Raw genomic sequence first — 26,349 nt, forward strand, 5'->3', positions numbered from 1 at the left:
GCGCCGCCTTCACACGGCGACCGACTTTTCACCGACAGCATGACCGCTCGTCCCGCATTCCCGTCTCCCGACGCATCCGGCGCCGCCGCGCCGCGTTCTCCTGCCCGCGTGGTGCGCCGCGCGGCGTTCGTGCTCGGCGCGGCCGTGCTCGGCTATGGCGCGTTCGCCATCGCGTTTCCGGCCCGCACGCCGGCGGCGATCGCCGACGTCGTCTCCGACTGGACGGGCGCGAATCCGCATCCGGTCGTGCTGCAGCGCCCGGCCGTGCAGCCGCTGTCGGCGGTCGCGCAGCTCGGGCGCGCACTGTTCGCCGATCCGTCGCTGTCGGCATCCGGCAAGCAGTCGTGCGCGTCGTGCCACAGCCCCGATCATGCGTACGGGCCGCCGAACGGGCTCGACGTGCAGCCGGGCGGCCTGGCGATGACGCAGCAGGGCTACCGCCCGCCGCCGTCGCTGATGTACCTGTATCGTCAGCCCGCCTTCAGCATCGGCCCCGATGCCGGCGAGAACGACGCCGCGCCGAGCGTCGCGCAGCAGGCTGCTTCGGCGGCCGGCGTCGTCAAGGCGCAGAAGGTGGCCGGCACGTCGGCCGCGCCGCAGCTCGTGCCGCAGGGCGGGATGTTCTGGGACGGCCGCGCCGATACGCTGCAGCAGCAGGCGTTCGGGCCGCTGCTGAATCCGGTCGAGATGGCGAATGCGAGCATCGACGACGTCGCGCGCAAGCTCGCAGGCTCGCCGCATCGCGCGCAGTTCGAGCAGCTGTTCGGCGCGCGTGTGTTTTCCAGCCCGCAGTTGCTCGTGTCGGAGGCGATGTTCGCGATCGCGCGCTATCAGGTCGAGGATCCGTCGTTCCATCCGTACAACAGCAAGTACGACCGCTGGCTCGAAGGCCGTGCGCGCCTCACGCAGGCCGAATTGCGCGGGCTGCGGCTCTTCAACGATCCGGCCAGGGCCAATTGCGCGGGCTGCCACTTGTCGAAGCCCGGCAAGGACGGCTTGCCGCCGATGTTTACCGACTACCAGTACGAGGCGCTCGGCGCACCGCGCAACATGGCGCTCGCGCAGAACCGCAACCCGGCGTTTCACGATCTCGGCGTGTGCGGGCCGTTCCGCGAGGATCTGAAGGACCAGACGCAGTACTGCGCGATGTTCCTCACGCCGACGCTGCGCAACGCGGCCACGCGCCACGTGTTCTTTCACAACGGCGTGTTCCACACGCTCGACCAGGTGATGGCGTTCTACAACGAGCGCAGCATCTCGCCCGGGAAGTTCTATCCGCGCGGCGCGGACGGCAGGGTCGACGAATATGACGACATTCCGCCGAAGTACCGTGCAAACGTCGACGTGACCGATGCGCCGTTCGATCGCAAACCGGGCGACAAGCCCGCGATGACCGCGCAGGACATCAAGGATATTGAAGCGTTTCTCGGCACGCTGACCGACGAGCCGGCACGCTGAGCATCGGCGATCCGACGCGCTTCGTCAGTGTCGCGCGCGGACGCGGCGGCTCGCGGTGACAGGCTCGCTACCGCGCCGCCGTTGCCGGCGTGTCGACGGTTGCGGCTGCATCGATCCGCCGCGCCGCCAGTTGCTGCGCGAACCGGTACGCCACCAGCGAGCCGGCCACGGCCAGCAGCATCGGCACCAGGCTGTCGTGATCCACACGCGTGAACTCGAGCAGCAGCACGACGGCCGTGATCGGCATCTGCATCGACGCGGCAAGGAACGCGGTCGCGCCGATCAGCGCGCATCCGCCGATCGACGTGCCCGGCCACACGAGGTGCCACAGCCCGCCGAGCACGACGCCCAGCAACGCGCCGTTCGCGAGACCCGGCGTCAGGAGCCCGCCCTCCGCGCCCGCGCGCAGGCTTCCCGCCTCGATCAGCACCTTCAGCACGAGCAGCGTCGCCGCGAGACCGATCGTCAGCGTGCCGTCGAAACCCAATGCAGCCGGCCCCTTGCCGTTGCCGAGCAGTTGCGGAAACCACATCGCGAGCACGCCGATCACCGCGAAGTTGACCAGCGCGAGCACCGGGAGCAGGCGGCCCTTCGGCGCCTGCTCCCGCGCGCGCGTCGTGAGCCGCACGAACGCGTAGGCGGCAAAACCGAACAGCGGCCCGCAGACGGTCGACCACGCCACCAACGGCGCACTCAGCGCGAACGAAGGCACCGCGTACTGATGTTCGTTGCCGAGCCCGGTCCACGCGACGGCCGCCGCGATCGCCGACGTGACGACGGCCACCACCAGCGCGCGCAGTTCGAACGTGCCGAGCAGCACTTCGAGCACGAACACGGCGCCGCCGAGCGGCACGTTGTAGACCGCCGCGAGGCCGGCGCCCGCGCCGCACGCGACCATCAACCTGCAATCGGCGGGCGTGAGCCCCGCGCGATGCGCGAGCCGGCCGGCCAGCAGCGCGCCGATCTCGCGCGGCGCGACTTCGCGGCCGAGCGGCGAACCGAGCGCGACGGTGACGATCTGGAGCAACGCGTGCACCGTCGTGCTGACGACCGGCATTCGCGGATCGGCTGCGCGAACGGCCCGGCGGATGCTGACGAGCGGTCGGCCGAACCGGTAAAGCGCCCACCAGCCGCCGCCCGCGACCAGCCCGCAGACGACCAGCACGACGACCCGGCGCAGCGGCTCGGCGCCGGTCACGCCCGCGAGAAAGCTCTCGCTCCCGACCACGTGCGCGAGGCTGTAACCGTAGGCCACATGCTGAACCGCGTGAAGCAGCAGCGCGAGCAACATCCCGCCGACGCCCGCGCCGACGCCAGTCAGGACCGTGACGGCCGCCATCCGCGCGAACGGGCTGGCCAATGGCGAAGAAGAAGCGGGAGCGGACGGGAGATCGGGGCGCATGAGGTCGGCGAACGTGGATCGATACGACGGCGCGCACCATGCACGCCGCCGTCAGGACCGCATCGTAGGCTTCAGCCTTCCATGAGACAAACGTATTTTTCTGATCAACTCATGCATTTTGTGACTACATGCGTCGCGGCAGCCCATGGCGATGTGCGCCGCCGCCCCGCACGATCGCACTACGCCGGATACGTGACGCGCTCCGGCTCCCGCCGCATGATGACCTTCCCGTGCCGCACCGACAGCGTGGCTTTCGCCTGCCGGCGCACGGCTTCGTAGTCGCTGTCCGCGTCGAGCACGACCAGGTTCGCCGGCCGTCCGACCACGATCCCGTAGCGGTCGCCGAGGTGCATCGTCGTCGCCGCGTGGTCGGTCACGAAGTCGAGGCAGCGCTGCAGGTCCTGGTAGCCCATCATGTGGCAGATGTGCAGGCCGGCATCGAGCACGCGCAGGATGTTGCCGTTGCCGAGCGGATACCACGGATCCTTGATCGAATCCTGGCCGAAACACACGTTCAGCCCCGCGCGATCGAGTTCCGCGACGCGCGTGACGCCGCGCCGCTTCGGAAACGTATCGAAGCGCCCCTGCAAATGGATGCTCTCGGTCGGGCACGAGACGAAGTTCAGGCCCGCGCGCTTGAGCAGCCGAAACAGCTTCGAGCAGTACGCGTTGTCGTACGAACCCATCGCGGTCGTATGGCTCGCCGTCACGCGCGCGCCCATGCCGCGCACGCGCGCTTCTTCCGCGAGCACTTCCAGGAAACGCGAATGCGGATCGTCGGTCTCGTCGCAGTGCACATCGACGAGACAGCCGGTGCGCTCGGCCAGCTCCATCAGGAAGCGGATCGAGCTGACGCCCTGCTCGCGCGTGTTCTCGAAGTGCGGAATTCCGCCGACGACGTCCGCGCCGAGTTCGATCGCCTGCTCCATCAGCGCGCGGCCGCCGTCGAACGACTCGATGCCTTCCTGCGGAAACGCGACGATCTGCAGGTCGATCAGCCCGCGTGCTTCGTCCTTGACTTCGAGCATCGCCTTCAGCGCGGCCAGCGTCGGATCGGTGACGTCGACATGGGTGCGCACGTGCTGGATGCCGTGATCGCGCAGCATGCCGATTGCCGCATGCGCGCGCGTCTTGGTATCGGCATGCGTGATCGTCGCCTTGCGCTCGGACCAGCGTTCGATTCCCTCGAACAGCGTGCCGCTCATGTTCCAGGACGGCTCGCCGGCCGTGAGCACCGCATCGAGATGGATGTGCGGTTCCACCAGCGGCGCAATCGCGAGACGCCCGCCGGCATCGATATCGCTGCCGCCGACCGAGGCGACGGGCGCGGCTTGCGCGTCGATCCGCGCGATCGTGCCGCCGTCGATGCCGATCGTAAACAGCCCGTCGCGACCGCGCAGGCGTGCATTGAAAAGGTTCATGTGGATTCGGGCGTCATGCGGCGCCAGCGCGCCGCGTGGTGGGGAAAACCGGCTCCGGCGATGCGTGCCACGCTTAGTTGAAATCCTCGATCGTCAGGCCGGTGGCCGCGCTCATCTCGTCGTTCGTCACGTCGCGCACGTGCTTGCTGAAGGTCCACACGTGCCGGCCGGGATCGCGCGCGCGATACACGCGATCGCCGTAGAACTGGTCGGCCGGCGCCTGCAGGATCTCCGCGCCGGCCGCACGCGCGCGCTCGCAGTGCGCGTCGATGTCCGCATCGTCGGGAAGGTGCACGTGGACGTGCTGCGTGTTGCGATCGCCGGTGTCTTCCGGCGACGCGATGAACTCGGCCCACCCGCTGCCGATCATCACGAGGCCGTCGCCGAATTTCATTTCGGCATGCGCGATGTCGCCTTCCGGCGTGGTGACGACGATCGCGCGCTTGAAGCCGAATGCGCGCTCGAGCCATTCCAGCGCGGCTTTCGGGTTGCGGTAGCACAGCGCGGCACTGAACGACGGACGGCGACGCGTGGTCATCGGAGGTCTCCCGATCTCGGCATGGGTCTGCTCATTCTCCACGCGCGCGGCGCGGCAATCAACTCCCGCGCCGTCGGCACGCGTGTTGTCAATACGCGACACGATGTGCGCGGCCAGCCGGCATCTCGCGTCGCGCCGTCCGCGAAAACGCACGCCATCCGGGCTGCGCATCGCTTTGTGAAAACGATGTGACGCACTCTTGCGCAACTTGCAACGGTGCGCTCGCTCGCCCGCAGCCGGGATCGCGCGACCCTGCCCCTACACTTGCGCCGAACTTCAGTCATTCGTCCCACACGCAGGAGCAGTTACATGAACAAAACCCTGATTGCCGCCGCCACCGCCACCGCACTGTTCGCCCCGCTCGCGCAAGCGCAGAGCTCGGTGACGCTGTATGGCCTGATCGACGCCGGCATCGCGTACACCAACAACGCGGGCGGCGCATCGCTGTGGCGCATGACGAGCGGCACCGTCAACGGCAGCCGCTTCGGCCTGCGCGGCACGGAAGATCTCGGCGGCGGCGTGAAGGCGCTGTTCGTCCTCGAGAACGGCTTCAACGTGAACAACGGCGCGCTCGGCCAGGACGGCAAGCTGTTCGGCCGCCACGCATACGTCGGCCTGACCAGCAGCGGCTACGGCACGCTGACGCTCGGCCGCCAGTACGACACGATGGTCGACTTCGTCGCGCCGCTGTCCGCGACCGCCGGCGATTTCGGCGATGCGGGCTTCGCTCACCCGTTCGACAACGACAACCTGAACCACTCGGTGCGCATCAACAACGCGGTGAAGTACACGAGCGACACGATCGCCGGTTTCAAGGTCGGTGCGTTGTACGGCTTCTCGAACTCGACGAACTTCGCCGGCAACCGCGCGTACAGCGTCGCGGCGAGCTACTCGAACGGCCCGCTGAAGCTGGCCGGTGCTTACCTGCAGATGAACGGCACGAAGGGCTCGACGAGCGCGAGTCCCGGTGCGACCGACGTGGCCGAAGCGAAGAGCGTGAGCCAGGGCGGCTGGTCGGTGGGCGCGGACCGCATGCGCAGCTACGGCGGCGGCGTCAGCTACGTGTTCGGCCCGGCGACCGTCGGCTTCGTGTACACGCGTTCGCAATACGACAACACGGGCTCGTTCGGCTCGACCGGCCAGGTCGCGTTCAACAACTACGACGTGAACGTGCGCTATGCGGTGACGCCGGCCGTCAGCCTCGGCGCGGCTTATGTCTACACCGACGCCAGCGTGTCGAACCCGGACAGCAAGCACGGCACCGATCCGAAGTGGCACCAGGTCGACCTGCAGGCGGTGTACAAGCTGTCGCGCCGCACCGACCTGTACGCGGAAGCGATGTATCAGCACGCGTCGGGCCGCGGCTACCAGGCGTTCATCAACACGTCGGGCGGTGCATCGAGCACCGCGAACCAGATCGTCGGCACGATCGGCATGCGCACGCGCTTCTGAGTTCGGCGTCGCAGGACCGCACGTCGCCCGCGAACCGTGAACCTGCCCCGACGGACGGGTTCACGCAACGCGGGCGACGTGCGTCAGTGTTGTTCCATCTGGAAAGCTGCCTGCCTGGAATCGGGGTTTTTGTGCCCGCGTGCACTGCATAGACTGGCATCGATGGTTCGGATCGCATATCGATCGCCGAACCGGCCTCACACCCCGCCTACAGGAGAACATCGTGAAATCGCTCGTCGTTACCGCCACCGCTGCCGTCCTGCTTGCCGCACCGGCCCTGTCGTTCGCTCAGTCCGCCAAGTCGCCCGTCACGCGCGCGCAGGTGCTGCAGGAGCTCTACGATCTGGAATCGGTCGGCTACAACCCGTCGCTCGGCGATGCCGGCAACTATCCGGACGACATCATGGCCGCGCAGGAGCGCCTCGCGGCAAAACGGCTCGCCGAACACAAGGCCGCGCATGCCGCCTATGGCCCGACCGGTGCGGGCGCAACCGAATCGGGCGTGGCCGTCAAGCCCGCGCTGTGAATGCGGGGCGCCATGCCGCGCCCGCACGGCACGTTCGGTGCGGGCGCGGCGAACCTCGCGCGCATCGGTCCGTGACGATCGATGCGGCCGGGCCGCGTGCCATCCGGCACGCGGCCATCCTTTTCGCTGTTTGCGGTATTTGCGGTATTCGACGTATTCGCCGTCAGGCGGCCTGCGGTTCCCGCTCGATCGCGTTCAGCATCTCGACGTCGTGCGCGATCATTCCCGGCACCTGCGCACGCAGCATCTCGACCCAGGTACGCACCTTCGCATCGACGTAGCGGCGCGACGGATACAGCGCATACACGTTCATCTTCTGCAGGATGTGATCGGGCAGCACACGCACGAGCGTGCCGTCCTGAAGCGCATCGATCGCCGCGTACAGCGGCAGCATGCCGATCCCGATGCCGTCGCGAATCGCGAGCGCGAGCGACTCGGCCGTGTTGGTCTGCACGGGCCCCGCGACATGGATCTGCTCGACGCCGTCGGCGCCTTCGAGCACCCATTCGTGCGTGGGAAATGCCGGCGTGCAAAGCGTCAGGCACGCATGCGCGCCGAGATCCTGCGGGCGCGCCGGCGCGCCGTGACGCTTCACATACCCGGGCGACGCACAAAGAATGCTGAACGTCGAGCCGAGCAGATGCGACACGAGTTCCGAATCGGGCAGCGACGACGCGGTCACGACCGCCATGTCGCTCGTGCCGTCGAACAGGTCGGGCATGCGCTGCGACAGCGACAGTTCGATCGATACGTCCGGATATTGCGTGTGGTAGCGCGTAAGCGCGGGCATCACGTAGTGATGGCCGACGCTCGCGAAGCTGTGCATGCGCAGGACGCCGGCAGGCCGCTCGTGCGCGCAGCTCGCCTCTTCCTCGGCGCGATCGACGTCGGCGAGGATCTGGCGACAGCGCCGCAGATAATTTTCACCGGCCGACGTCAGCGCGAGGCGGCGCGTCGAGCGATTCATCAGACGGGTGCGCAGGCGCGCCTCGAGTTCCGACACCGCGCGCGACATCGCGCCCGTCGTCGAGTTCAGCGATTGCGCGGCGGCGGTGAAACTGCCCGTCTCGACGACGCGCGTAAACACCCGCATGTTTTGTAGGGTATCCATTCCTGTGAGCCACCTGTAGCGGAGCCGCTATTTTCCTCCAGCGCATGCGACAAATTGTTACGCGCGCTGCAACTATCGTTTCCCCGCAGCTGCGTTAATGCTGGCGCGCCGCGCTCCTACAATCGGCGCCTCATCAGTCGAACGGACGCGCCGCGTCACCGCGCGCCCCCTCTTTCTTCATGAAGCCACAACCCGCGATCGAGCAACCGTCCATCGAACCGGCACGGTGGAGAAGCTGGCTCGATCCGCTCGGCGGCGCCGCGCGCGACTGGGCCGCGAGCGACGGGCTGATCTGGCTCCATCTCGCCAAGACCGTGCTCGCCGCGCTGCTCGCGATGGGCATCGCGATGCGGCTGGAGATGTCGCAGCCGCGCACGGCGATGACGACCGTGTTCGTGCTGATGCAGCCGCTGTCGGGGATGGTGTTCGCGAAGAGCTTCTACCGGGTGCTCGGCACCGCGGCCGGCCTCGTCGCCGCGCTCGCGCTCGGCGGGCTGTTCGCGCAGCAGCCGGAGCTGTACATGGCCGGCATGACGCTGTGGGTCGGCGGCTGCATCGCGCTTGCGGTCCGCAACCGCCATTTCCGCTGGTACGGGTTCGTGCTCGCCGGCTACACGGCCGCGCTGATCGGCCTGCCCGCGGTGATGACGCCGCAGACGCTGTTCCAGTCCGCACTCACGCGCGCCGCGGAAGTCGCGCTCGGTATCGCATGCTCCGGCGCGGTCAGCGCGCTGATTCTTCCGCTCAGTTCCGCGAAGGCGCTGATGCGCTCGCTGGCCGCCCGTCACGTGAAGTTCGCGGCATTCGCGGCCGGCGCGCTGTCGGGCGAGCTCGCACGCGGCGATTTCGAGCGGCGCTTCGCCGATTTCGTCGACGAGATCGTCGGCTTCGAGGCCAACCGTGCGTTCGCGTCGTTCGAGGATCCGCACATTCGCGCGCGCAGCCGCCGGCTCGCGCGCCTGAACAGCGAATTCATGAACGCATGCACGCGCCTGCATGCGCTGCACCAGCTCGTCAAGCGTCTGCGCGCGAACCGGTCCGACGCGGTGCTCGCCGCGCTCGCGCCGCACATCGACGCGCTCGCGCAGCGGGTGAGCGCGTTGCGCGACGAGCGCCAGCGCGGGATCACGTCGACCACCGGCGCGCTGCTCGAACTGCGCCGCTTTCACGGCACGCTGCCGAAGGCCGCGCGCGCATCGCGTCGCGAGATCGAGGATCACGCAGCCGGCGGCCTGCTCGACTTCGATACCGCGATCGAGCTGATGTATCGCTTCATCGGCGAGTATCTCGGCTATGCCGACACCAACGCGTCGCTCGACCGCGACGATCACGCGTTCGAACGCTCGGTCACGCACTATGCGGTGAAGACCAATGCATTCTTCGTCGGATTCACGTTCCTGCGCACGCTCGTCGCCGTCGGCGCGATGAGCGCGTTCTGGATCGCATCCGAATGGCCGAGCGGCTCGCTCGCCGTCATCGCGACCGCGATCGCGTGCGCGCTGAGCTCGACGTCGCCTCGCGCACCGAAGTTCGTCGCGCAGATGGGCGTCGGCGCGGCGTTTGCAACGGCCGTCGGGTACGTGTTCCTGTGCTACGTCTATCCGAACATCGACGGTTTTCCGCTGCTGTGCGCGGCACTCGCGCCGGTGCTCGGCCTCGGCGCCTTTCTCGCAATGCGTCCGGGCCTGTCGGGCTACGGGATCGGCTTCGCGGTGTTCTTCTGCCTGCTCGCGGGCCCCGACAACGCGATCGCGTATACGCCCGAGGTGCTGATCAACAACGGCTTCGCCATCGTCGTCGCGATGCTTGCCTGCTCGATCGTGTTCGCCGTGGTGTTTCCGACCCACATGCCGTGGCTCACGTCGCGCATCGCGCACGACCTGCGCCGCCAGGTCACGCTCGCGTGCGAGGGCACGCGCGACGGGCTCGCCGCACGCTTCCAGTCGAGCACGCACGACCTGATGGCGCAGTTGCGCACGCTGCTCGTCAAGCGCACGCGGCAGCATCGCGACGCGCTGCGCTGGATGCTGTCGACGCTCGAAGTCGGCCATGCGGTGATCGACCTGCGCGACGAGCTGCACGGGTTCTGCGAATCGAAACCGCCGCAGACGCAGCGCTGGACCGCATCGATCGACGCGGTGCTGCACGCGCTGCCGCGCTTCTTCGACGATCCGACGCCGGCCCACCATGCGCGCACGCTGAAATCGGTGAATCTGGCGATCCGCGCCGCCCAGCACACGCTGCACGCGTGGTACGCGGTGCCGGACGAACGCCGCCGCATGCAGCGCATCGTCGGCTGCCTGCACTTCATCCGCAGCGCGCTGCTGGACAAGGATGCACCGTTCAATCGCCATCGTCATTGACCGTCGATGGCGGTCGGCGGCGATCGATGCGCGCGCAACGTCATCCTTGTTCCGTTTGGAAATAAGCTCTGCACCCGCGGTGATTAATTTATAAGCAGTGCGAGCCTATAGTTTCCTCACTGCCAGCGAGACTGGCACTGACCCAGGAGAAACTCAAATGAAGCCGCTGCACCTCGCCCTCGTTGCCCTGTCGTTCACCGCCGCTGTCGCGCATGCCCAGACCGCGCCGGCCGACGTCGCGCAGCAACCGGCGAACCGCGCCGAAGCCGTCCAGGCCGCCGGCCGCGTCGATCGTGCGCAATCGAAGCAGGAAGACCCGAACGCATGCGTCGGCCCGGTCAGCTTCTGCAACGTCTACTTCGGCAGCTGAGCATGACGCCGCGTCGCAACGGCCACGCGCGTCGCGCACGCATCGCTCGCATCACGTGCGTGCGCGCACGACGCGCCGGCCGATCGCCGCACCGGCACTGTCCGCCACGCCGCGTCGATTGAAGCGGCGCATGCGGTGTCAGGCGCCGCGCCCCGGCCGCCAGCCCACTTCGCGCAACGCATCCAGCAAACGCGCGTGCCCCAGCCCTTCGACCCGCGCGCCGCGCGATTCGACGTCGGTCCCCGCGACCAGCGCATTCACGATCGCCTCCTCCACCGCCTCCGCCGCCGCGACGAACAGCGCGGAGATGTGGTCGTTGTTCACCATCTTCACGGCCGTCGTCGGCGCGCCCTTGCTGCCGTAGTTCGCGGCCGGCAGCCCGTCGTTGCCCGTCGCGAACGCGAGGAAGATGTCGCCGCTCGAATCCTCGGTCCCGCCGCCGACGCGAGCCAGCCCGACGCTCGCCCGCTGCGCCAGGCGCGTGCACTGATGCGGCAGCAGCGGCGCGTCGGTCGCGATCGTGACGACGATCGAACCCATCCCGGCCTCGCCCTGTGCGTCGGGTGCGCGAAACGGCGAATGCACGTGCCGCAGCACCTCGCCGACCGGATAGCCGGCCACGCGCAGCATCTCGCGCACGCCGTAGTTCGCCTGCACGAGCGCGCCGACGGTCCAGCCGCCCGCGTCGGCCGCGACCACGCGCGACGCGGTGCCGATGCCGCCCTTGAACTCGTGGCAGATCATCCCGGTGCCGCCGCCCACGCCGCCCTCGGCGACGGGCCCCGACTGCGCGGCGGCCAGCGCGCGCAGCACGTGCGCGGCGCTCACGTGCTGCCCCCAGATGTCGTTTAGCAGGCCGTCGTAGGTTTCCATCACGACCGGCATGCACCAGTACACGCGGCCGGCCGCCGCTTCGCGTTCGTTCGCGACCAGCGCGTCGCGCACCGCGCCGACACTGTGCGTGTTCGTGTAGGCGACGGGCGTCGTCAACAGGCCGGCTTCGCGGATCCATTCGAGCCCGGTCGCGTCGCCGTTGCCGTTCAGCACGTGAACGCCCGCGAAGCACGGCGAATCGTGCGCGGCGCCCGCGCGCGGCTCGATGACGGTGACGCCGGTGCGGATCGACGCGTCGCCGTTCTCCACGTTCAGCGTGCAATGTCCGACCCGCACGCCCGGCACGTCCGTGATCGCGTTGAAGCGGCCCGGCGTGCCGAGTCCGATGCGGATGCCGAGATCCCTCGTGCGCATGATGCAATTCCTCCCGTCTTTCAGTGGTTCGGTGTGTCGATGGATCAAAGCGAGCGGAACGCCTCGCTGTGGCGCGCCCAGACCGCATACATCGCGAGCGCGGCCACCAGCAGCCCGCCGATGATGATCAGGTCGGTCGGCTTGGTCGCGGTCGCCAGTGTCGTGTAAAGCGTGTAAGTGGCGCCCGCGACCGCGACGAGCGGCGTCACGGGCCACAGGGGCATCCGGTAATGATGCTCGACGTCGCGACGCACGAGGCGGCTCGCCAGCGCGGCCAGCCCGACGACGAGGTAGATCAGCAGCAGCAGGTCGACCGTGAACGCGGTCAGCTCGTCGAGGCTCGACACGAACACGAGCCCCGACGACGGCACCGCGAGCGCGAGCGTCGCGAGCCACGGCGACTGGAAGCGCGGATGGATCGTGGAGAACGCGCGGTTGCAGCCGCGCGACCACAGCGCATGCCGGCCGCTGCTGTACAGCAGGCGTCCCATCGTGATCACGATCGCGATGATCGCGTTGAACACCGACAGGAAGATCCCGCCGCTGACCACGCGCGACACCGTCGGGCTGCTCAGCGAACGCACGACATAGCCGATCGGGTCCGCGCTCTTCGTCAGCTCCGTCAGCGACGGCGCACCGAGCACGATCGCGGTGAGCGGAATCAGTTCGACGACGAGAATCACCAGCAGCGAACAGATCACCGCCTTCGCGACGTTGCGGTTGCCGCCGCGCAGGTCTTCCGCGAGATAGGCGGCGGAGCCGAAGCCGTTGTAGCAGAAGATCGCCGTGCCGATCGCGGGCACGATCGCCGCGAGCGTGGCCGGCACCAGCGCATTGCCGCTCGCGACGACCGGTGCGATCAGCGCATCGGCGCCGCGATGCGGCGAGCCGAAGCCGAGCCCCGCGATCAGCATCAGCACGCCGATCTCGACGACGAGAAACGCGCCCGTGATCCACGCGTTGGTCTTGATGTTCAGCATCCCGAGCAGATAGCTGAGCAGCACGATCGTGAGCGCGACCGACTGGTTGCCGAAGTGCGTGCCGAGCGCGTTGTTCAGATACGGCGCGGCGCCGCTCGCGAGCACGGCCGGGATGAATACGCTGACGGACAGCACCGTGATGAACGTCAGGTAGCCGGGCAGCGTGCCGAACACGCGCTTGGCCATCACGTATTCGCCGCCCGCGCTGCGATGCGCGGCACTGAGCTCCGCGTAGCAAAGCGCGAACGCGAGTGCGAGCACGCCGCCGAGCACGAACGACAGCACCGCGCCGCTGCCTGCCTGCTGGATCGCGAAGGGCGCGATCACGAAGATCGAGCTTGCGGGCGTCACGCCCGACACGGTGATCATCACCGCGTCGCGCACGCTGAGCGTCTGCGACAGCGCGCGCGGCGCGTCTTCCGTGGCGGGCGTCGCTTGCAGCGTGCCCGTCGATTCCGACATCATCGCCATTTCGTTCTCCTGTTGCTCCTACCCTGCTCTTTTTTGAACACCCATACTCGGGCCCGATTGATTGCGTGGCAGTCTAGGAAGCCAAATTCAGGACCGCTATTCCCCCTTCGTGTTACACCCTTCGGTGGTGGTATGGATCGACTCTTCTCCGAAATCGCGATGCACCAGGCGCTCGGCCGCGCGATCGATCATCTGGGCCAGCCGCGCTTCTGGCGCTTCCTGGTGCTGCTGCTCAACGAAATGGTGCCGTTCGACAACGCGCTCGCGACCGCGATCGGCTCCGACGGCGTGCCGCTCGTGCTCGACGAATACGACACGGGCGGCTCCGACAGCGCGTCGCCGGTGCCGCTTTACCTCAATGGGTTATATCTGCTCGACCCGTTCCTGCAGGCCGCGCACGACGGGCTCGCCGACGGCTGCTATCGGCTCGAGGAAGTCGCGCCCGACCTGTTCCGGCAGAGCGAGTATTTTCTGAGCTACTTCCGGGACGCGGTCGGCGACGATGAAATCCAGATCCTGCTGCGCCCGAACCCCGACCTGCTGCTGTCGTTGTCGCTCGGCGCGTCCGCGCGCTTCGAGGTCGAACCGCTCGGCAAGCTGACGGCCGCGATGCCGTGGGTGCTCGCGACGATCCGGCAGCACTGGCGGCTGGTGGGCGATGCCGCGCGCGCAACGCCGGACGACGATCTCGGCGCGCGCGTCGAGCAGGCGCTCGCGCGCTTCGGCGCGGGCGTGCTGACCGATCGCGAGATGTCGATCGCAAGAATGGTGCTGCGCGGCAATTCGTCGAAGGCGATCGCGGAACGGCTGGCGATTTCACCGGAGACGGTGAAGGTGCATCGGCGGCATCTTTACGCGAAGCTCGGGATCTCGTCGCAGCCGGAGCTGTTCTCGCGGTTCATTCAGGCGTTGGGGGAGGATGCGGCAGGCTGAGCGCGGCTTCGCCGCGTCATGACGCTGCGGCGTTCGCCGCCGGCGACGTCGGCGCGATCGCCAGGTGCAGCGCACGCTCGGGCCGCAGCGTCACGTTCAGCGACGCGCGCGGCGGCGCCATGCCGGGCGGCACCGACAATGCATGGCGCTGCAGGATCATTGCCGCCGCCACCGTCATCTCCGTCATCGCCAGATGCTGGCCGAGGCACACGCGCGGCCCCGTGCCGAACGGCAGGTAAGCGCCGCGCGGAATCGCCGGCGCATCGTCGCCGAAGCGCTCGGGCCGGAAGGTCGCCGGCTCCGGAAACCAGCGCGCGTCGTGATGCATCAGCTGAATCGGCAGCATGAACAACGTTCGCGCCGGAAATTGCCATGCGCCCAGCGCGACCGGCCGCGATGCGCGACGGCTGATCAGGATCGGCGCGGCCGGATACATGCGCATCGTTTCCTCGAGCGTCTGCGTCAGATAGCGCAAAGCGGCGCGCGTGTCGGCAGTCGGCGCACGGCCGCCCAGCACGCGCACGACTTCGTCGCGCGCGGCGGCCTGCGCGGCCGGGTGCGCGGCCATGTTCCACGCCCACCAGGTCAGCGTGGCCGCGACCGTCTCGTGACCGGCCAGGAATGCCGTCATGCACTCGTCGTGCACGGCCTGCAGCGGCCATGTGCGCGGGTCGGCGCGGTGCAGCCGCAACAGGCGCGACAGCAGGTCGTCCGGCCAGCCGTGCTCCGGCACATCCAGACGCGCATGCAGTTGCCGGTCGATCAATCCGTTCAGCACCGCCAGTGCCCTCGCCTTGCCGCGCTTCCACGGCATCCAGTCCGGCGCGTTCGCGGGCTGGTAGAACTCGGCGTTCGCCGCCGCGCTGATCGTGCGCACGGCCGCCTCGGCCACGCGCGCATTCGCGCCGATCGCGTCCGAGAACATCGTTCGCATGATCACGTCCATCGCGAGCGACGTCAGCGCGCTTTCGATCGGCCAGTGCGCGTCGTGCGCGGGCCACTGCGCGAGCGCGTGGCCGGCCGTCGCGGCGATCGACGGCACGAATGCCTGCACCGGTTTCGGCATGAAATTCGGCTGCATCGCATGGCGCTTGTCGCGCCATGCGTGACCTTCGGCAATCAGCACGCTATGCCCGTGAACCTGCGAAAACACGCGGATGCCGCGCTCCCAGCGCACCAGCGCATCGTGCTGCGCGACCAGCAGCTCGCGCACGAGCGCCGGGTCGGTCACGACCACCGCGTGTTCGGGCCACATGCGCAGGTGCACGACGTCGCCATGCGCGCGCTGCCAGCCCGCGAGCGTGCCGAGCAGGTCGCGCGACATCGCGCGCAGCAGCGGCCACCCCGTCAGGCCGGCGCGCGGCCCCGGCGGCCATGCGCCGGGCGGGTGAAGCGCGGGCGCCGCACCGGCGGCGTCCGCATGGAACGGGCATCGGGAAGAGGATCGTGTGTTCATGCGCCGGATTGTCCGGATCGACACGCGGCCGGTCTTGAACGCAAACGACATCGACACGCGTGGCGCCGGTCCCTATACTCCGGCGTCATGCCCTTCGGTCCGTCTCCCGCTTTGCCGCCGTGTCCCGATCCGCTCGCGCGTGCGCCGCGCGTGCAGTGCGACGGCCGCTCGCCGCCCACCCGGCTGTATCCGTCGCCAGCCGCGCTGCAAGGCGCGGTCGTCGCGATCGTCACCCGCGACACGCGCGGCTTCGCGTTGAGCGACGCGCAGCGGCTCACGCATTTCCCGGCGTCGCCGATCGTCTGCCTGTCGTGGTATCGCGGCCTCGACGTCGGGCTCGTGCAACGCACCGGCGACGGGCCCGCATGGCGGCCGTTCGGCGCATCCGCGACGCTGTCGGGCAGCCAGTCGATGCCGGTCGCGAGCTGGGCGCCAACGACCGGGCAAGGCGGCATCGTCTGCCTGCATGCCGACGCCGCACGCGCGCTGTTCGGCGTCGCGCTGCCGGCGATCCACGACACCTTCGTCGACGCGCATGCATGCCTCGACGACAGCTGGCAGCCGCTGCTCGATGCGCTCGTTAATGCCGAACACGACGACGATGCACTGGCCGCGCTCGACCGTTACGTCGCGCCGCGCTGGCACGCGCTGCGCGGCAACGTGTCGCCGCTGACGTCACTGCGCGATGCCGGACGCGGCTGGGTCGGGCGTCTCGCGTCGAAAGCGCGCGAATGGCGGTACACCCACAGCCCGCGCCAGGTCGAACGGCGCATCAAGTCGTACAGCGGCCGCTCGTTGCGCGACTGGCAAACGCTGGTGCGCACCGAAGGCGTGTTCTTCGCCGCGCGCGACCGGCAGGAGGCCGGGCAGCCGGTCGACTGGGCCGCGCTCGCGCTGGACGAGGGATTCGCCGACCAGGCACACCTGAGCCGCGCGACGCGGCGCATCACCGGCTTCTCGCCGACCGAGTTCGTACGGCGCTTCGCCGAGGACGAATCGTTCTGGATGTACCGACTCTGGGTGTGACAAGCCGCTGGCCGTCGCGCATCAACCGGCCGATTCGATGAACCCGCCCTCGGGCGCCTGATGCGGCACATACCAGCCGAAATACACTTCGGCCTCGACGATCCGGCCATCGCGCACGCGCAACCGCTCTGCATTGCGAAACCGCCTGCCGGCGCTCGTGTCGGCTTCGTACACGACGAACACGTATTCGCCGTGCACGGCGACGTCGACGAACGCGAAACGGGCGAGCAACGCACTGTTCGGCCAGCAGCGCGCCAGATAGGCGTCGCGGTCGAGCCGGTTGTCGAGCGGGCTCGTGAAATGAAAGTCCGGCGCGATCAGTGCTTCGATCGCGTCGCGGTCCTTGTCGACGTACGCGCGATAGCTGGCGCGCGCAACGTCGCCGGGGTCGTCTGTCATCGTTGTTTCCTCCACGAAGGGCGGGGCCGGCGCGACAGCGCGCGCCGCCCTGACGCATCGATCGAATGCATGCGGGCAGCCCGACCGGCGACGACCGCCCACCGCGGGCAGCGATGCGTGCATGCGCGCCTCGATGCCATTCACGAAAACCCGCACCTGGCGATCGCTGCGACCATCTGCACACGGCGCGCCGCGTTTTCCGCCACGCGCGCCGATGGCGCGGTTGCCCGTTTTCGCACGCGCGGGCATGATGTCCGCCAGCGTGCCGGCCGAGCAGCCGGCTTGGGCGAGCATCGGCGCCGCGATCGACATGCCGTCGATGCGCCGTCTCCGGCATCATCGAGCAATCCGCGTGCCGGCACCGGCCGCCCACCTCACCGACTCCATGTCACTACGCGCATTCAGAACGCTGGTCGCGATCGCCCGATACCGGACCTTCGCACGCGCCGGCGAAGCGATCGGGCTCACGCAATCGGCCGTGAGCCTGCAGATCAAGACGCTCGAAAGCGAATACAACGTGCAGCTGTTCGACCGTTCGCGCCGCCATCCGGTACTGACCGAAGCCGGCAACATCCTCGTCGCGCAAGCCGAGCAGGTGCTGGCGATGGTCGACCGGATTCCCGATGCGCTCAGCGACGAGAAGAAGCTGGTCGGCCGCCTGCGAATCGGCGCGATCCAGACCGCGCTGTCCGGACCGCTGCCCGATGCGCTGCTCGCGCTGCGTGCCGCGCATCCGTCGTTGCGCGTGCACGTATCGGCCGGCATGTCGGCCGAACTGGCGAACCGCGTCGCGGCCGGCGAGCTCGATGCCGCGATCACGACGCGCCCGGTGCGCCCGCACCCGGCGCAACTGACGTGGACCACGCTGTACGAAGACCGCTTCTGGCTGCTCGCGCCACCGCAGTATGCGGAGCGCGACGCGCGCACGCTGCTCGAGGCGTTGCCGTTCATCCGCTTCGACGCGCAGGCATGGGCCGGCCGGATGATCGCCGCCGAGTTGCGCCGCATCGGCGTGCGCGTACGCGAGGAGATGGTGCTCGACAGCGCGGAGACGATCGCGCGGATGGTCGCGCGCGGGCTCGGCGCGGCGATCGTCGCACTCCCCGACTCGACGCTCGCGCGGCTGCCGCCCGTCACGCGCTTGCCGTTCGGCGAGCCGCAGATGGGCCGTGCGGTCGTGCTGCTCGAACACCAGTCGCGGCCGGCGGAACGTTTCGCGCGTGCGCTGGCCGCCGAAGTCACCGCATCATCGATGAGAATTTCTCATTGAATACCCGATAATTAACCATTATTCCTGCTGCATCCGCGTGTTAACTTGGCGGCATCGTCACTCTTTCGATTGCGTGCCGCCATGTTGCCCGCCGGATGGATTCCCGCTTCGTTCCGCTGCCGCGCCTGCCTGCCGTCTCGCCCGAAGGCGCGTCGATGATCGGCCCGATCCTGCTCGCGCTCGCGCCGGTCGCGCTGTTGGTGGCGCTCGGCCACGGCCTGCGCCGCACGGGCTTCATCGCCGATGCGTTCTGGCCGCATGCCGAGCGGCTCTGCTATTACGTGCTGCTGCCCGCGCTGTTCGCGAACGGCCTCGCGAACGCGCGGCTGCAGGCGTTGCCCGTCGTGCCGCTGGCGGCGGCGCTGGTCGGTTCGACCGTGCTCGTCGCGGCGCTTCTGCTGCTGGTCCGCCGTTTCGTTTCGGTCGACGGCGCCGGATTCACGTCGGTATTCCAGGGCGCGGTGCGCTTCAACAACTATGTCGGCACCGCGCTCGCCGCCGGACTCTTCGGCGCGCACGGAATCGCGCTCGCGGCAGTGTGCGTTGCGGTGATCGTGCCGACGGTGAACCTGATGTGCGTGCTGGTGTTCGCGCGCTACGGCATCACGCGGTTCGGCGCGTGGGCGCTCGTGCGCCAGATCCTGTCGAATCCGCTCGTCGTCGGCTGCGCGCTGGGGATCGCGATGCAGGCCGCGGGCGTCGCGTTTCCGGCTGCCGTCGAGCCGGCCGTCCGTGCGCTCGGCGCCGCGTCGATGCCGCTCGGCCTGCTGTGCGTGGGCGCGGCGCTGAAGTTCGACACGGCGCGCCAATGGCTGCAGCCGATGTGCATCGCGTCGGCGTTCAAGTTCATGGCGATGCCGCTCGCCACGCTCGCGGCAGGCCGCCTGTTCGGGCTCGGCGATGCCGCGCTGACCATCGCGCTGCTGTTCCAGGCGCTGCCGACCTCGTCCTCGTCGTACATCATGGCGCGCCAGCTCGGCGGCGATGCACCGCTGATGGCCGGCATCACCGCGTTCCAGACAGTCGCCGCCGCACTCGCGATGCCGGCCGTGCTGACTGCGCTCGCATCGGCGCCGGTATTTCGCTGACGGCCCGGCACCGCGCCGTGCCCGCGTCCGTCGCGCAAGCACAACCGCACGAGCCAGCCTGACTCGCGACGCTTCGGGGACGGATACCGAATCCCGCTGCACGCGCGCAACCGCCCCGCCCGTTGCGCGGCACGCACGCATCGCCGATATGCCCCCGGTTGTTCTCGCAGCCCCGCCAAAAAGCGCCTATGGTGAATGAAGCGGGTCCGTTGCCTCCGCCATTCGACTACACGTCGCTCGCACCGGCGGCCACGGCGCCGCGTTCCGGCACCATTCCCCGCAGCCGCGCGCATGCCCGGCCATGCGCGCGGCTGCGCCGCCCACCGGACTACCAGGAGGTAATCATGAAAGCCGCGCTGCTCGTCAGCTCCGCCGTGCTCGCCATGGCGTCCGTCTCGGCCTCGGCTCAAGGCTCGATCACCAAGGTCGAAAACGGCGCGCTCGTCGCTGCGAACGGCATGACCGTCTACGCATTCGACAAGGACAAGCCCAACGCAGGCACCAGCGCATGCACGGGCCAATGCGAAGCGATCTGGCCGCCGTACAAGGCCAGCGCGACCGATGTCCCGGTCGGCCCCTACACGATCGTCAAGCGCGACGACGGCAGCCCGCAATGGGCCTACAAGGGCAAGCCACTGTACTTCTTCGCGAAGGACATGAAACAGGGCGACCGAAACGGCGACAACTTCAAGAACATGTGGCACGTGGTCGCGCCGTAAGCGTGCCGTCCCGGTCTTCCGTGCCGGCACGGCCGCCGCGCAGATGAAAAGACTCGCCCCGGTCGGCGACCGGGGCGGGTCCTTGCGTCCTTCCTTCGCGCGCCGCCTCGCGTCACGCCACCGACGGGCGCGCGTCGCGTGACGGCCGGATCGCGCGTCAGCGGTTCGACGGGAAGCTGAACACCGTGCCTTCGCGCACGCCGGCCGACGGCCAGCGCTGCGTGATCGTCTTGCGCTTCGTGTAGAAGCGCACCGCATCCGGACCGTACGCGTGCAGGTCGCCGAACAGCGAGCGCTTCCAGCCGCCGAACGAGTGATAGGCGACGGGCACCGGCAGCGGCACGTTGATGCCGACCATGCCGATCTGGATGTTGTCGCTGAAATAGCGCGCCGCTTCGCCATCGCGCGTGAACAGGCACGTGCCGTTGCCGTATTCGTGCGCGTCGATCAGCGCCATCGCCTCGTCGAGCGACTTCAGGCGAATCACGCCGAGCACCGGCCCGAAGATCTCGTGCTGATAGATCGGCATGCCGGGCTTCACGTTGTCGAACAGGCACGGGCCGAGGTAGTAGCCGCCATCGTGGCCGTCGACCTTCACGCCGCGCCCGTCGACGACGAGCGTCGCGCCCGCTTCCACGCCCGCGTCGACGAAGCCCGTCACCTTCTCGAAATGCTGCTTCGTGACGAGCGGGCCCATGTCGACGCCGGCGCCGTTGCCCGGGCCGACCTTCATCTTCGCGATCTCGGCCTTCAGGCCCTCGACCACCTTGTCGCCCGTTTCATCGCCGATCGCGACAACCAGCGGAATCGCCATGCAGCGCTCGCCGCACGAGCCGTACGCGGCGCCCATCAGCGCGTTCACCGCGTTGCCGATGTCGGCGTCGGGCATCACGACCGCGAAGTTCTTCGCGCCGCCAAGCGCCTGCACGCGCTTGCCGTGCGCGCAGCCGGTCGAATAGATGTATTCGGCGATCGGTGTCGAGCCGACGAAGCTCACCGCCTTCACGCGCGGGTCGGTCAACAGCGTGTCGACTGCTTCCTTGTCGCCGTTCACGACGTTCAGCACGCCCGGAGGCAGGCCGGCCTCGAGCGCCAGTTCCGCCATGCGCAGCGTCGACGACGGCGTGCGCTCGGACGGCTTCAGCACGAACGTGTTGCCGCATGCGACGGCCATCGGCCACATCCACAGCGGCACCATCACCGGGAAGTTGAACGGCGTGATGCCGGCCGCGACGCCGAGCGCCTGGAATTCGCTCCACGAGTCGATCGCGGGGCCGACGTTCTTGGTGTGCTCGCCCTTCAGCAACTCGGGCACGTAGGTCGCGTATTCGACGTTCTCGATTCCGCGCTGCAGCTCGCCCATCGCGTCGGCGAGCACCTTGCCGTGTTCGGCGGTGATCAGCGCGCACAGCTCGTCCGCGTGCTCCTCGAGCAGCGTCTTGAAGCGGCTCATCACGCGCGCGCGCTTCAGCGGCGGCGTATTGCGCCACGCGGGGAACGCGGCCTGCGCGGACGCGATCGCGGCTTCGACGGTCAGCTTGTCGGCAAGCGCGACGCTCTTGCGCGATTCGCCGGTGGCCGGGTCGAACACCGGCTGCACGCGGCTGCCGCCGTCGACGCACTTGCCGTCGATCAGGTGGCCGACGGTGGAGGTCACATTGCTGTCGTGTTTCATGATTCTGGCTCGGTCGTGAATTCGGTTGTCGCAGGGAACGGATTGCGGATCAATCCACTTCGTTCAGCGCGTCGGACAGCGCGTTCACGAGGTTGTCGATCTCGCGCTTTTCCGAAATGAACGGCGGCGCGAGCTGGATCGTGTCGCCGCCGTAGCGCACGTAGAAGCCCTTCGCCCAGCAGCGCATCGCGATCTCGTACGGCCGCCGTGCCGGCTCGCCCGGCAGCGCCGCGATCGTCAGGCCGGCCGCCAGCCCGTAGTTACGGATGTCGGTGATATGGCGCTGCCCCTTCAGCCCGTGCACGGCCGCCTCGAAATGCGGCGCGAGATCGCGCACACGCGCCACCGCGTCTTCCTTCACCAGCAGGTCGAGCGCCGCGACGCCGGCCGCGCACGCGACCGGGTGCGCCGAGTACGTGTAGCCGTGCGGAAACTCGAGCATGTACTCGGGGCCGCCCGCGGCCATGAACGTGTCGTAGATTTCCTTCGTCGCGATCACGCCGCCGAGCGGCTGCACGCCGTTCGTCACCTGTTTCGCGAAGTTCATGATGTCCGGCACCACGCCGAACGCGTCGGCGCCCGTCATCGCGCCGGCACGGCCGAAGCCCGTGATGACTTCGTCGAAGATCAGCAGGATGTCGTGCGCGGTACAGATGTCGCGCAGGCGCTTCAGATAGCCCTTCGGCGGCACGACCACGCCCGCCGAACCCGAGAACGGCTCGACGATCACGGCCGCGATGTTCGATGCATCGTGCAGCGCGATCAGGTCGAGCAGACGGTCGGCCAGATCGGCGCCGTGCTCCGGCATTCCGCGCGAGAAGCGGTTTTCGGCGAGTTGCGTGTGCGGCAGGAAGTCGGCGTCGATCCCCTGGCCGAACAGCTTGCGGTTCGGCCCGATCCCGCCGACCGAGATGCCGCCGAAGTTCACGCCGTGATAACCCTTCTCGCGGCCGATCAGGCGCGTCTTCGTGCCCTTGCCCTTGGCGCGCCAGTAAGCACGGGCCATCTTCAGCGACGTGTCGGCCGCTTCCGAACCCGAGCCCGTGAAGAATACGTAGTCGAGGCCGGCCGGCGTCAGCTCCTTGATCTTGTTCGCCAGCTCGAACGACCTCGGATGGCCGAACTGGAACGCCGGCGCGTAGTCGAGCTGCGCGACCTGGCGGCTCACGGCTTCCGTGATTTCCGCGCGGCCGTGACCGAGGCCCGTGCACCACAGGCCCGACAGGCCGTCGAAGATCTTGCGGCCTTCCGCATCGGTGAAATACGCGTCCTTGGCCGACACGATCATGCGCGGATCGGACTTGAACTGACGGTTCGCCGTAAACGGCATCCAGTGGGCGTCGAGCCACGCGGCGTCGGTGCGGGTGCCGGTTTCGTCGTGCTGGCTGGCGGTGATCGTGTCGGTCATGTCGGTCGGCGCGGCGCGCCCCTCCTTCTTGTGATGATGTTGCGCATTGTCGGGAGGCCAATTAGTCTCTTCAATATCGCAATATCAATGTTCACTTGCGCAACTATGCAAGCAAAGAAACCGAAGAGCCGCGCGCTGCTCGGGCAGCTCAGCGACATGGATCTGCGGCTGCTGCGGGTCTTCAAGGGCGTCGTGCAGTGCGGCGGGATGGCGGCGGCCGAACTCGAGCTGAACATCGGCATCTCGACGATCAGCCGGCACGTGAAGGACCTGGAAACGCGCCTGGGCCTCGTGCTGTGCCGGCGCGGCCGCGCGGGCTTCACGCTGACCGCCGAGGGGCAGACGGTGTACGAGGAGACGCTGCGACTGCTTGCATCGATGGAAGCGTTTCGCAGCAGAATCGACGGCATTCACGACAAGATGGGCGGAGAACTGCATGTCGCCGTATTCGACAAGACGGCGACCAATCCGAACGCGCGGCTCGGCGACGCGATCCGCCAGTTCGCCGACGAAGCGCCCGACGTCGCACTGAACCTGCATGTCGCGTCGATCAACGAGGTCGAGCGCGGGATCATCGACGGCAGCTATCAGGTCGGGATCATCCCGGCGCACCGCAGCTCGGGCAGCCTCGTGTATTCGGAACTGTTCGACGAGCGGATGCTGCTGTACTGCGGCCGCCAGCACCCGCTGTTCGATGCGCCGCACGGCAAGCTCACATGGACGACGATTCGCGACCACGCGTTCGCCGGGCTCGGCTTCCACTCGCCGAACATGGAATTGAGCCATCGCGCGAAGCTCACGCGCAGCGCGACGGCATCGGACCAGGAATCGATCGCGACGCTGATCCTGTCGGGCCGCTACCTCGGGTTTCTGCCCGATCATTACGCGGAAAGCTTCGAAAACAAGGCGCTGATGCAGCCGATCGCGCCGCATCGCTTCAACTATCGGTGCCGGTTCGTGAGCCTGCTGCGGCGCTCGCCGCGGCCGACGCGCGCGGCGCTGCTGTTCCAGTCGTGCCTCGAGGCAGCGCATGCGGTGGCGCGGGAAGGCGAAGATGAGGCAGATGGCGGCGACGCCTAGCCGGGCCAGAGCTTCGCTCGCGCCGCCGTCCGACGCGGCGCTGCGGCGCTGCGGCGCTGCGGCGCGAGCGCGCTCTGCGATAATGCGCACTTCCCGTTTTCCGCTCCCCGCCCGCCATGACGCAGCCGTCCGCTCCGCTCCCCACCGACCTGCCGCCGATCTCGTGCCTGCCCGGCGATGCGCTGCCGTGGCTGCCGATGAGCGCGGACCTGCCGGGGCTCGCGATCAAGTATCTGCACATCAACGCGGCCGAGGACACACTCACCGCGCTGCTGAAGATGCCGGCCGGCGGCACGCTGCCGCGCCATCGCCACGACGGCGAGGTGTTCGTGCATACGCTGCAGGGCGCGTGGCGCTACCGCGAGTACGAGTGGATCGCGCAGGCCGGCTCGACGGTGCTCGAACCGGCCGGGTCGGTGCATACGCCGGAAACGCTCGGCGCGCCCGGCGACGACGTGATCACCCTCAACGTGATGCGCGGCGATCTGGTGCTGCTCGACGACGATGGCCGCGAAACCGCGCGCGAGAATTGCCGCGTCGCGCTGCTGCGCCAGCGCAAGCACGCGCGCACCGCGCCGCACGATGCGGCGCCGTTCGTCACCCGATGATCACCCGGTAATCGCGCGGCAAGACAGACGCGCTCGTCGTGTCGCGATCCGTGCGGCGCCGGCGCTCGCCAACACGCGCATGTCGGCCCGCCCACGTCGCCCGCCACGCCGCCCAAAGTGCATCACCGGAAACGCCGGAAAAACCGGCGAATATCGTCGGCCAGCAGGTCCGGTTCTTCCATCGCGGCAAAATGGCCGCCGCTCGGCATGTCGGTCCACTGCGCGACGTCGAACACCCGTTCGAGCCAGCTGCGCGGCGGGCGGCTGATTTCCTTCGGAAAGCGCGCGAACGCAAGCGGCACCGCCACGCGTTGCCCGGCCGCGAAGCGCATCGGCTGCAGCCGGTTTTCCCAATACATCTGCATTGAAGAACCGATGCAGCCGGTAAACCAGTAGAGCGAGATGCCCGTCAGCAGCGTGTCGTGCGAAAACCGCCGTGCGACGTCGCCATCGCAATCGCTCCACGCGCGAAACTTCTCGGCGATCCACGCGGCCAGCCCGGCCGGCGAATCGTTGAGCGCGACGGCCAGCGTCTGCGGCTTCGTCATGTGCACATGCGCGTATCCACCCTCCAGCGCAACCCACTCCGCGCGCTGCGTCGCGAAGGCCCGTTCGTTGTCGGTCAGCGGCGAAGCCGTGTCGGTCGGCGGCTCGTAGTTGCCCGGCAGGTAGTTCAGATGGATGCCGTCCACCACGTCGGCGTGCCGCGCGCCGAGCGCAATCGACACGCCTGCGCCCAGATCGCCACCTTGCGCGCCGAAGCGGCGATATCCGAGGCCGGACATCAACGCCGCCCAGCAGTCGGCGACCTGGAATGCCGACATGCCGGCTGCCGCGGGCGCGGGCGAGAACGCGAAGCCGGGCAGCGACGGCGCGACGACGTCGAACGCGTCACGCGGATCGCCGCCGAACGCCGCCGGATCGCACAGGCGATCGATCAACGCATCGAATTCGAATACGGACCCCGGCCAGCCGTGCGTGATGACCAGCGGATACGGCGTCGGCCCCGCCCCACGACGATGGATGAAATGCACGCGTTGCCCGCCCGCGTCCGCGACGAACTGCGGCTGCCGGTTCAGCGCACGCTCCGCCGCCCGCCAGTCGTAGCGCCCGGCCCAGTAGGCAACGAGTTCGCGCAGCCACGCGCCATCCACGCCCTGCTGCCACGGCGCGGCAGGCGTCAGCGCCGGCTCGCGCGTGTCGCGCAGGCGTCGCTGCAGGTCGTCCAGCGCATGATCGGGAATCGCAATGTTGAACGGGGCGGCGTGCATGGTGTCTCCTCGCGACGAATGCCGGAGATTCTGCGCGATTTTTCACGCCCGTGCTGGCGGCGCGCGGCCGCGAGCG

At 68.5% G+C, this 26,349-nt stretch carries 24 protein-coding genes; 13 read left to right on the top strand and 11 right to left on the bottom strand.

Features of this window, described 5'->3' with window-relative positions:
- Window positions 1-39 precede the first annotated feature (39 nt).
- Entirely contained in the window at window positions 40-1,458 is a 1,419-nt protein-coding gene (locus HW466_RS02845; protein WP_174905390.1) for a cytochrome-c peroxidase, read from the top strand.
- Between the two features lie 67 nt (window positions 1,459-1,525).
- Here HW466_RS02845 and HW466_RS02850 read toward each other — a convergent pair whose 3' ends face one another.
- From HW466_RS02850 to HW466_RS02860, 3 genes are all read right to left on the bottom strand, one after another.
- Window positions 1,526-2,860 (bottom strand): chloride channel protein, encoded by a 1,335-nt coding sequence (locus HW466_RS02850; RefSeq protein ID WP_174905391.1) that lies wholly within the window; start codon window positions 2,858-2,860, stop codon window positions 1,526-1,528.
- A gap of 179 nt (window positions 2,861-3,039) precedes the next feature.
- Window positions 3,040-4,281, bottom strand: coding sequence for a cytosine deaminase (gene codA, locus HW466_RS02855; RefSeq protein ID WP_060117531.1), 1,242 nt, complete (start codon window positions 4,279-4,281; stop codon window positions 3,040-3,042).
- 73 nt (window positions 4,282-4,354) lie between these two features.
- Window positions 4,355-4,819, bottom strand: coding sequence for a VOC family protein (locus HW466_RS02860; protein WP_059773672.1), 465 nt, complete (start codon window positions 4,817-4,819; stop codon window positions 4,355-4,357).
- A 21-nt stretch (window positions 4,820-4,840) separates the two neighbouring features.
- Between HW466_RS02860 and HW466_RS02865 the strand changes: the two genes are divergently transcribed.
- The 3 genes from HW466_RS02865 (at window position 4,841) to HW466_RS02875 (ending at window position 6,797) form a co-directional block, all read left to right on the top strand.
- Entirely contained in the window at window positions 4,841-5,011 is a 171-nt protein-coding gene (locus HW466_RS02865) for a hypothetical protein (protein WP_155628189.1), read from the top strand.
- Window positions 5,012-5,128: 117 nt separating this feature from the next.
- On the top strand, window positions 5,129-6,271 hold the full coding sequence (locus tag HW466_RS02870) for a porin (RefSeq protein WP_151005320.1): 1,143 nt from the start codon (window positions 5,129-5,131) through the stop codon (window positions 6,269-6,271).
- Between the two features lie 223 nt (window positions 6,272-6,494).
- Window positions 6,495-6,797, top strand: coding sequence for a DUF4148 domain-containing protein (locus HW466_RS02875; RefSeq protein WP_151005318.1), 303 nt, complete (start codon window positions 6,495-6,497; stop codon window positions 6,795-6,797).
- 163 nt (window positions 6,798-6,960) lie between these two features.
- Here HW466_RS02875 and HW466_RS02880 read toward each other — a convergent pair whose 3' ends face one another.
- On the bottom strand, window positions 6,961-7,908 hold the full coding sequence (locus tag HW466_RS02880) for a LysR family transcriptional regulator (RefSeq protein ID WP_060346508.1): 948 nt from the start codon (window positions 7,906-7,908) through the stop codon (window positions 6,961-6,963).
- Window positions 7,909-8,087: 179 nt separating this feature from the next.
- Between HW466_RS02880 and HW466_RS02885 the strand changes: the two genes are divergently transcribed.
- Window positions 8,088-10,271 carry an FUSC family protein gene (locus HW466_RS02885; protein ID WP_059450243.1) on the top strand — a complete coding sequence of 728 codons (2,184 nt, stop codon included), beginning with the start codon at window positions 8,088-8,090 and terminating at the stop codon, window positions 10,269-10,271.
- Between the two features lie 157 nt (window positions 10,272-10,428).
- A complete protein-coding gene (locus HW466_RS02890; RefSeq protein ID WP_059467910.1) occupies window positions 10,429-10,641 on the top strand; it encodes a hypothetical protein in 213 nt (70 codons plus the stop codon).
- A gap of 138 nt (window positions 10,642-10,779) precedes the next feature.
- Here the strand turns inward: HW466_RS02890 and HW466_RS02895 are convergent, their stop codons facing one another.
- Together HW466_RS02895 and HW466_RS02900 are read right to left on the bottom strand one after the other, a co-directional pair.
- A complete protein-coding gene (locus tag HW466_RS02895; protein ID WP_174905392.1) occupies window positions 10,780-11,889 on the bottom strand; it encodes a DmpA family aminopeptidase in 1,110 nt (369 codons plus the stop codon).
- A 44-nt stretch (window positions 11,890-11,933) separates the two neighbouring features.
- Window positions 11,934-13,340, bottom strand: coding sequence for an APC family permease (locus HW466_RS02900; RefSeq protein WP_151006523.1), 1,407 nt, complete (start codon window positions 13,338-13,340; stop codon window positions 11,934-11,936).
- Between the two features lie 132 nt (window positions 13,341-13,472).
- Between HW466_RS02900 and HW466_RS02905 the strand changes: the two genes are divergently transcribed.
- Window positions 13,473-14,273, top strand: a complete 801-nt coding sequence (locus HW466_RS02905; protein ID WP_059450239.1) for a helix-turn-helix transcriptional regulator — start codon at window positions 13,473-13,475, stop codon at window positions 14,271-14,273.
- Between the two features lie 16 nt (window positions 14,274-14,289).
- On the opposite strand, the gene HW466_RS02910 is transcribed toward HW466_RS02905, so the two are convergent.
- A complete protein-coding gene (locus HW466_RS02910) occupies window positions 14,290-15,729 on the bottom strand; it encodes a cytochrome P450 (RefSeq protein WP_174905393.1) in 1,440 nt (479 codons plus the stop codon).
- Between the two features lie 87 nt (window positions 15,730-15,816).
- Here HW466_RS02910 and HW466_RS02915 point away from each other — a divergent pair, with 87 nt between their 5' ends.
- A complete protein-coding gene (locus tag HW466_RS02915; protein WP_060117540.1) occupies window positions 15,817-16,755 on the top strand; it encodes a helix-turn-helix domain-containing protein in 939 nt (312 codons plus the stop codon).
- A 21-nt stretch (window positions 16,756-16,776) separates the two neighbouring features.
- On the opposite strand, the gene HW466_RS02920 is transcribed toward HW466_RS02915, so the two are convergent.
- A complete protein-coding gene (locus HW466_RS02920) occupies window positions 16,777-17,154 on the bottom strand; it encodes a nuclear transport factor 2 family protein (protein ID WP_059450387.1) in 378 nt (125 codons plus the stop codon).
- A gap of 385 nt (window positions 17,155-17,539) precedes the next feature.
- Between HW466_RS02920 and HW466_RS02925 the strand changes: the two genes are divergently transcribed.
- The 3 genes from HW466_RS02925 (at window position 17,540) to HW466_RS02935 (ending at window position 20,231) form a co-directional block, all read left to right on the top strand.
- Window positions 17,540-18,424: a LysR family transcriptional regulator gene (locus HW466_RS02925; RefSeq protein WP_059541444.1), complete on the top strand. Its 885-nt coding sequence runs from the start codon at window positions 17,540-17,542 to the stop codon at window positions 18,422-18,424.
- Window positions 18,425-18,579: 155 nt separating this feature from the next.
- Window positions 18,580-19,512 (top strand): AEC family transporter, encoded by a 933-nt coding sequence (locus HW466_RS02930; RefSeq protein ID WP_151005407.1) that lies wholly within the window; start codon window positions 18,580-18,582, stop codon window positions 19,510-19,512.
- Window positions 19,513-19,856: 344 nt separating this feature from the next.
- Window positions 19,857-20,231: a COG4315 family predicted lipoprotein gene (locus HW466_RS02935; RefSeq protein WP_059944510.1), complete on the top strand. Its 375-nt coding sequence runs from the start codon at window positions 19,857-19,859 to the stop codon at window positions 20,229-20,231.
- 157 nt (window positions 20,232-20,388) lie between these two features.
- Here the strand turns inward: HW466_RS02935 and HW466_RS02940 are convergent, their stop codons facing one another.
- Window positions 20,389-21,906, bottom strand: a complete 1,518-nt coding sequence (locus HW466_RS02940) for a CoA-acylating methylmalonate-semialdehyde dehydrogenase (RefSeq protein WP_151005405.1) — start codon at window positions 21,904-21,906, stop codon at window positions 20,389-20,391.
- A gap of 49 nt (window positions 21,907-21,955) precedes the next feature.
- The gene (gene aptA, locus HW466_RS02945; RefSeq protein WP_151005403.1) at window positions 21,956-23,314 is read right to left on the bottom strand and encodes an omega-aminotransferase AptA; all 1,359 of its coding nucleotides are present in this window, start codon (window positions 23,312-23,314) and stop codon (window positions 21,956-21,958) included.
- A gap of 105 nt (window positions 23,315-23,419) precedes the next feature.
- Here aptA and HW466_RS02950 point away from each other — a divergent pair, with 105 nt between their 5' ends.
- Together HW466_RS02950 and HW466_RS02955 are read left to right on the top strand one after the other, a co-directional pair.
- Window positions 23,420-24,394, top strand: coding sequence for a LysR family transcriptional regulator (locus tag HW466_RS02950; RefSeq protein WP_059507367.1), 975 nt, complete (start codon window positions 23,420-23,422; stop codon window positions 24,392-24,394).
- 116 nt (window positions 24,395-24,510) lie between these two features.
- Window positions 24,511-25,002 carry a 2,4'-dihydroxyacetophenone dioxygenase family protein gene (locus HW466_RS02955; RefSeq protein ID WP_059450233.1) on the top strand — a complete coding sequence of 164 codons (492 nt, stop codon included), beginning with the start codon at window positions 24,511-24,513 and terminating at the stop codon, window positions 25,000-25,002.
- A 122-nt stretch (window positions 25,003-25,124) separates the two neighbouring features.
- Here the strand turns inward: HW466_RS02955 and HW466_RS02960 are convergent, their stop codons facing one another.
- The gene (locus HW466_RS02960; RefSeq protein WP_151006968.1) at window positions 25,125-26,273 is read right to left on the bottom strand and encodes an epoxide hydrolase family protein; all 1,149 of its coding nucleotides are present in this window, start codon (window positions 26,271-26,273) and stop codon (window positions 25,125-25,127) included.
- Between the last annotated feature and the right edge of the window lie 76 nt (window positions 26,274-26,349).

The sequence above is a fragment of the Burkholderia territorii genome, from assembly GCF_902833055.1.
Classification (GTDB): domain Bacteria; phylum Pseudomonadota; class Gammaproteobacteria; order Burkholderiales; family Burkholderiaceae; genus Burkholderia; species Burkholderia territorii.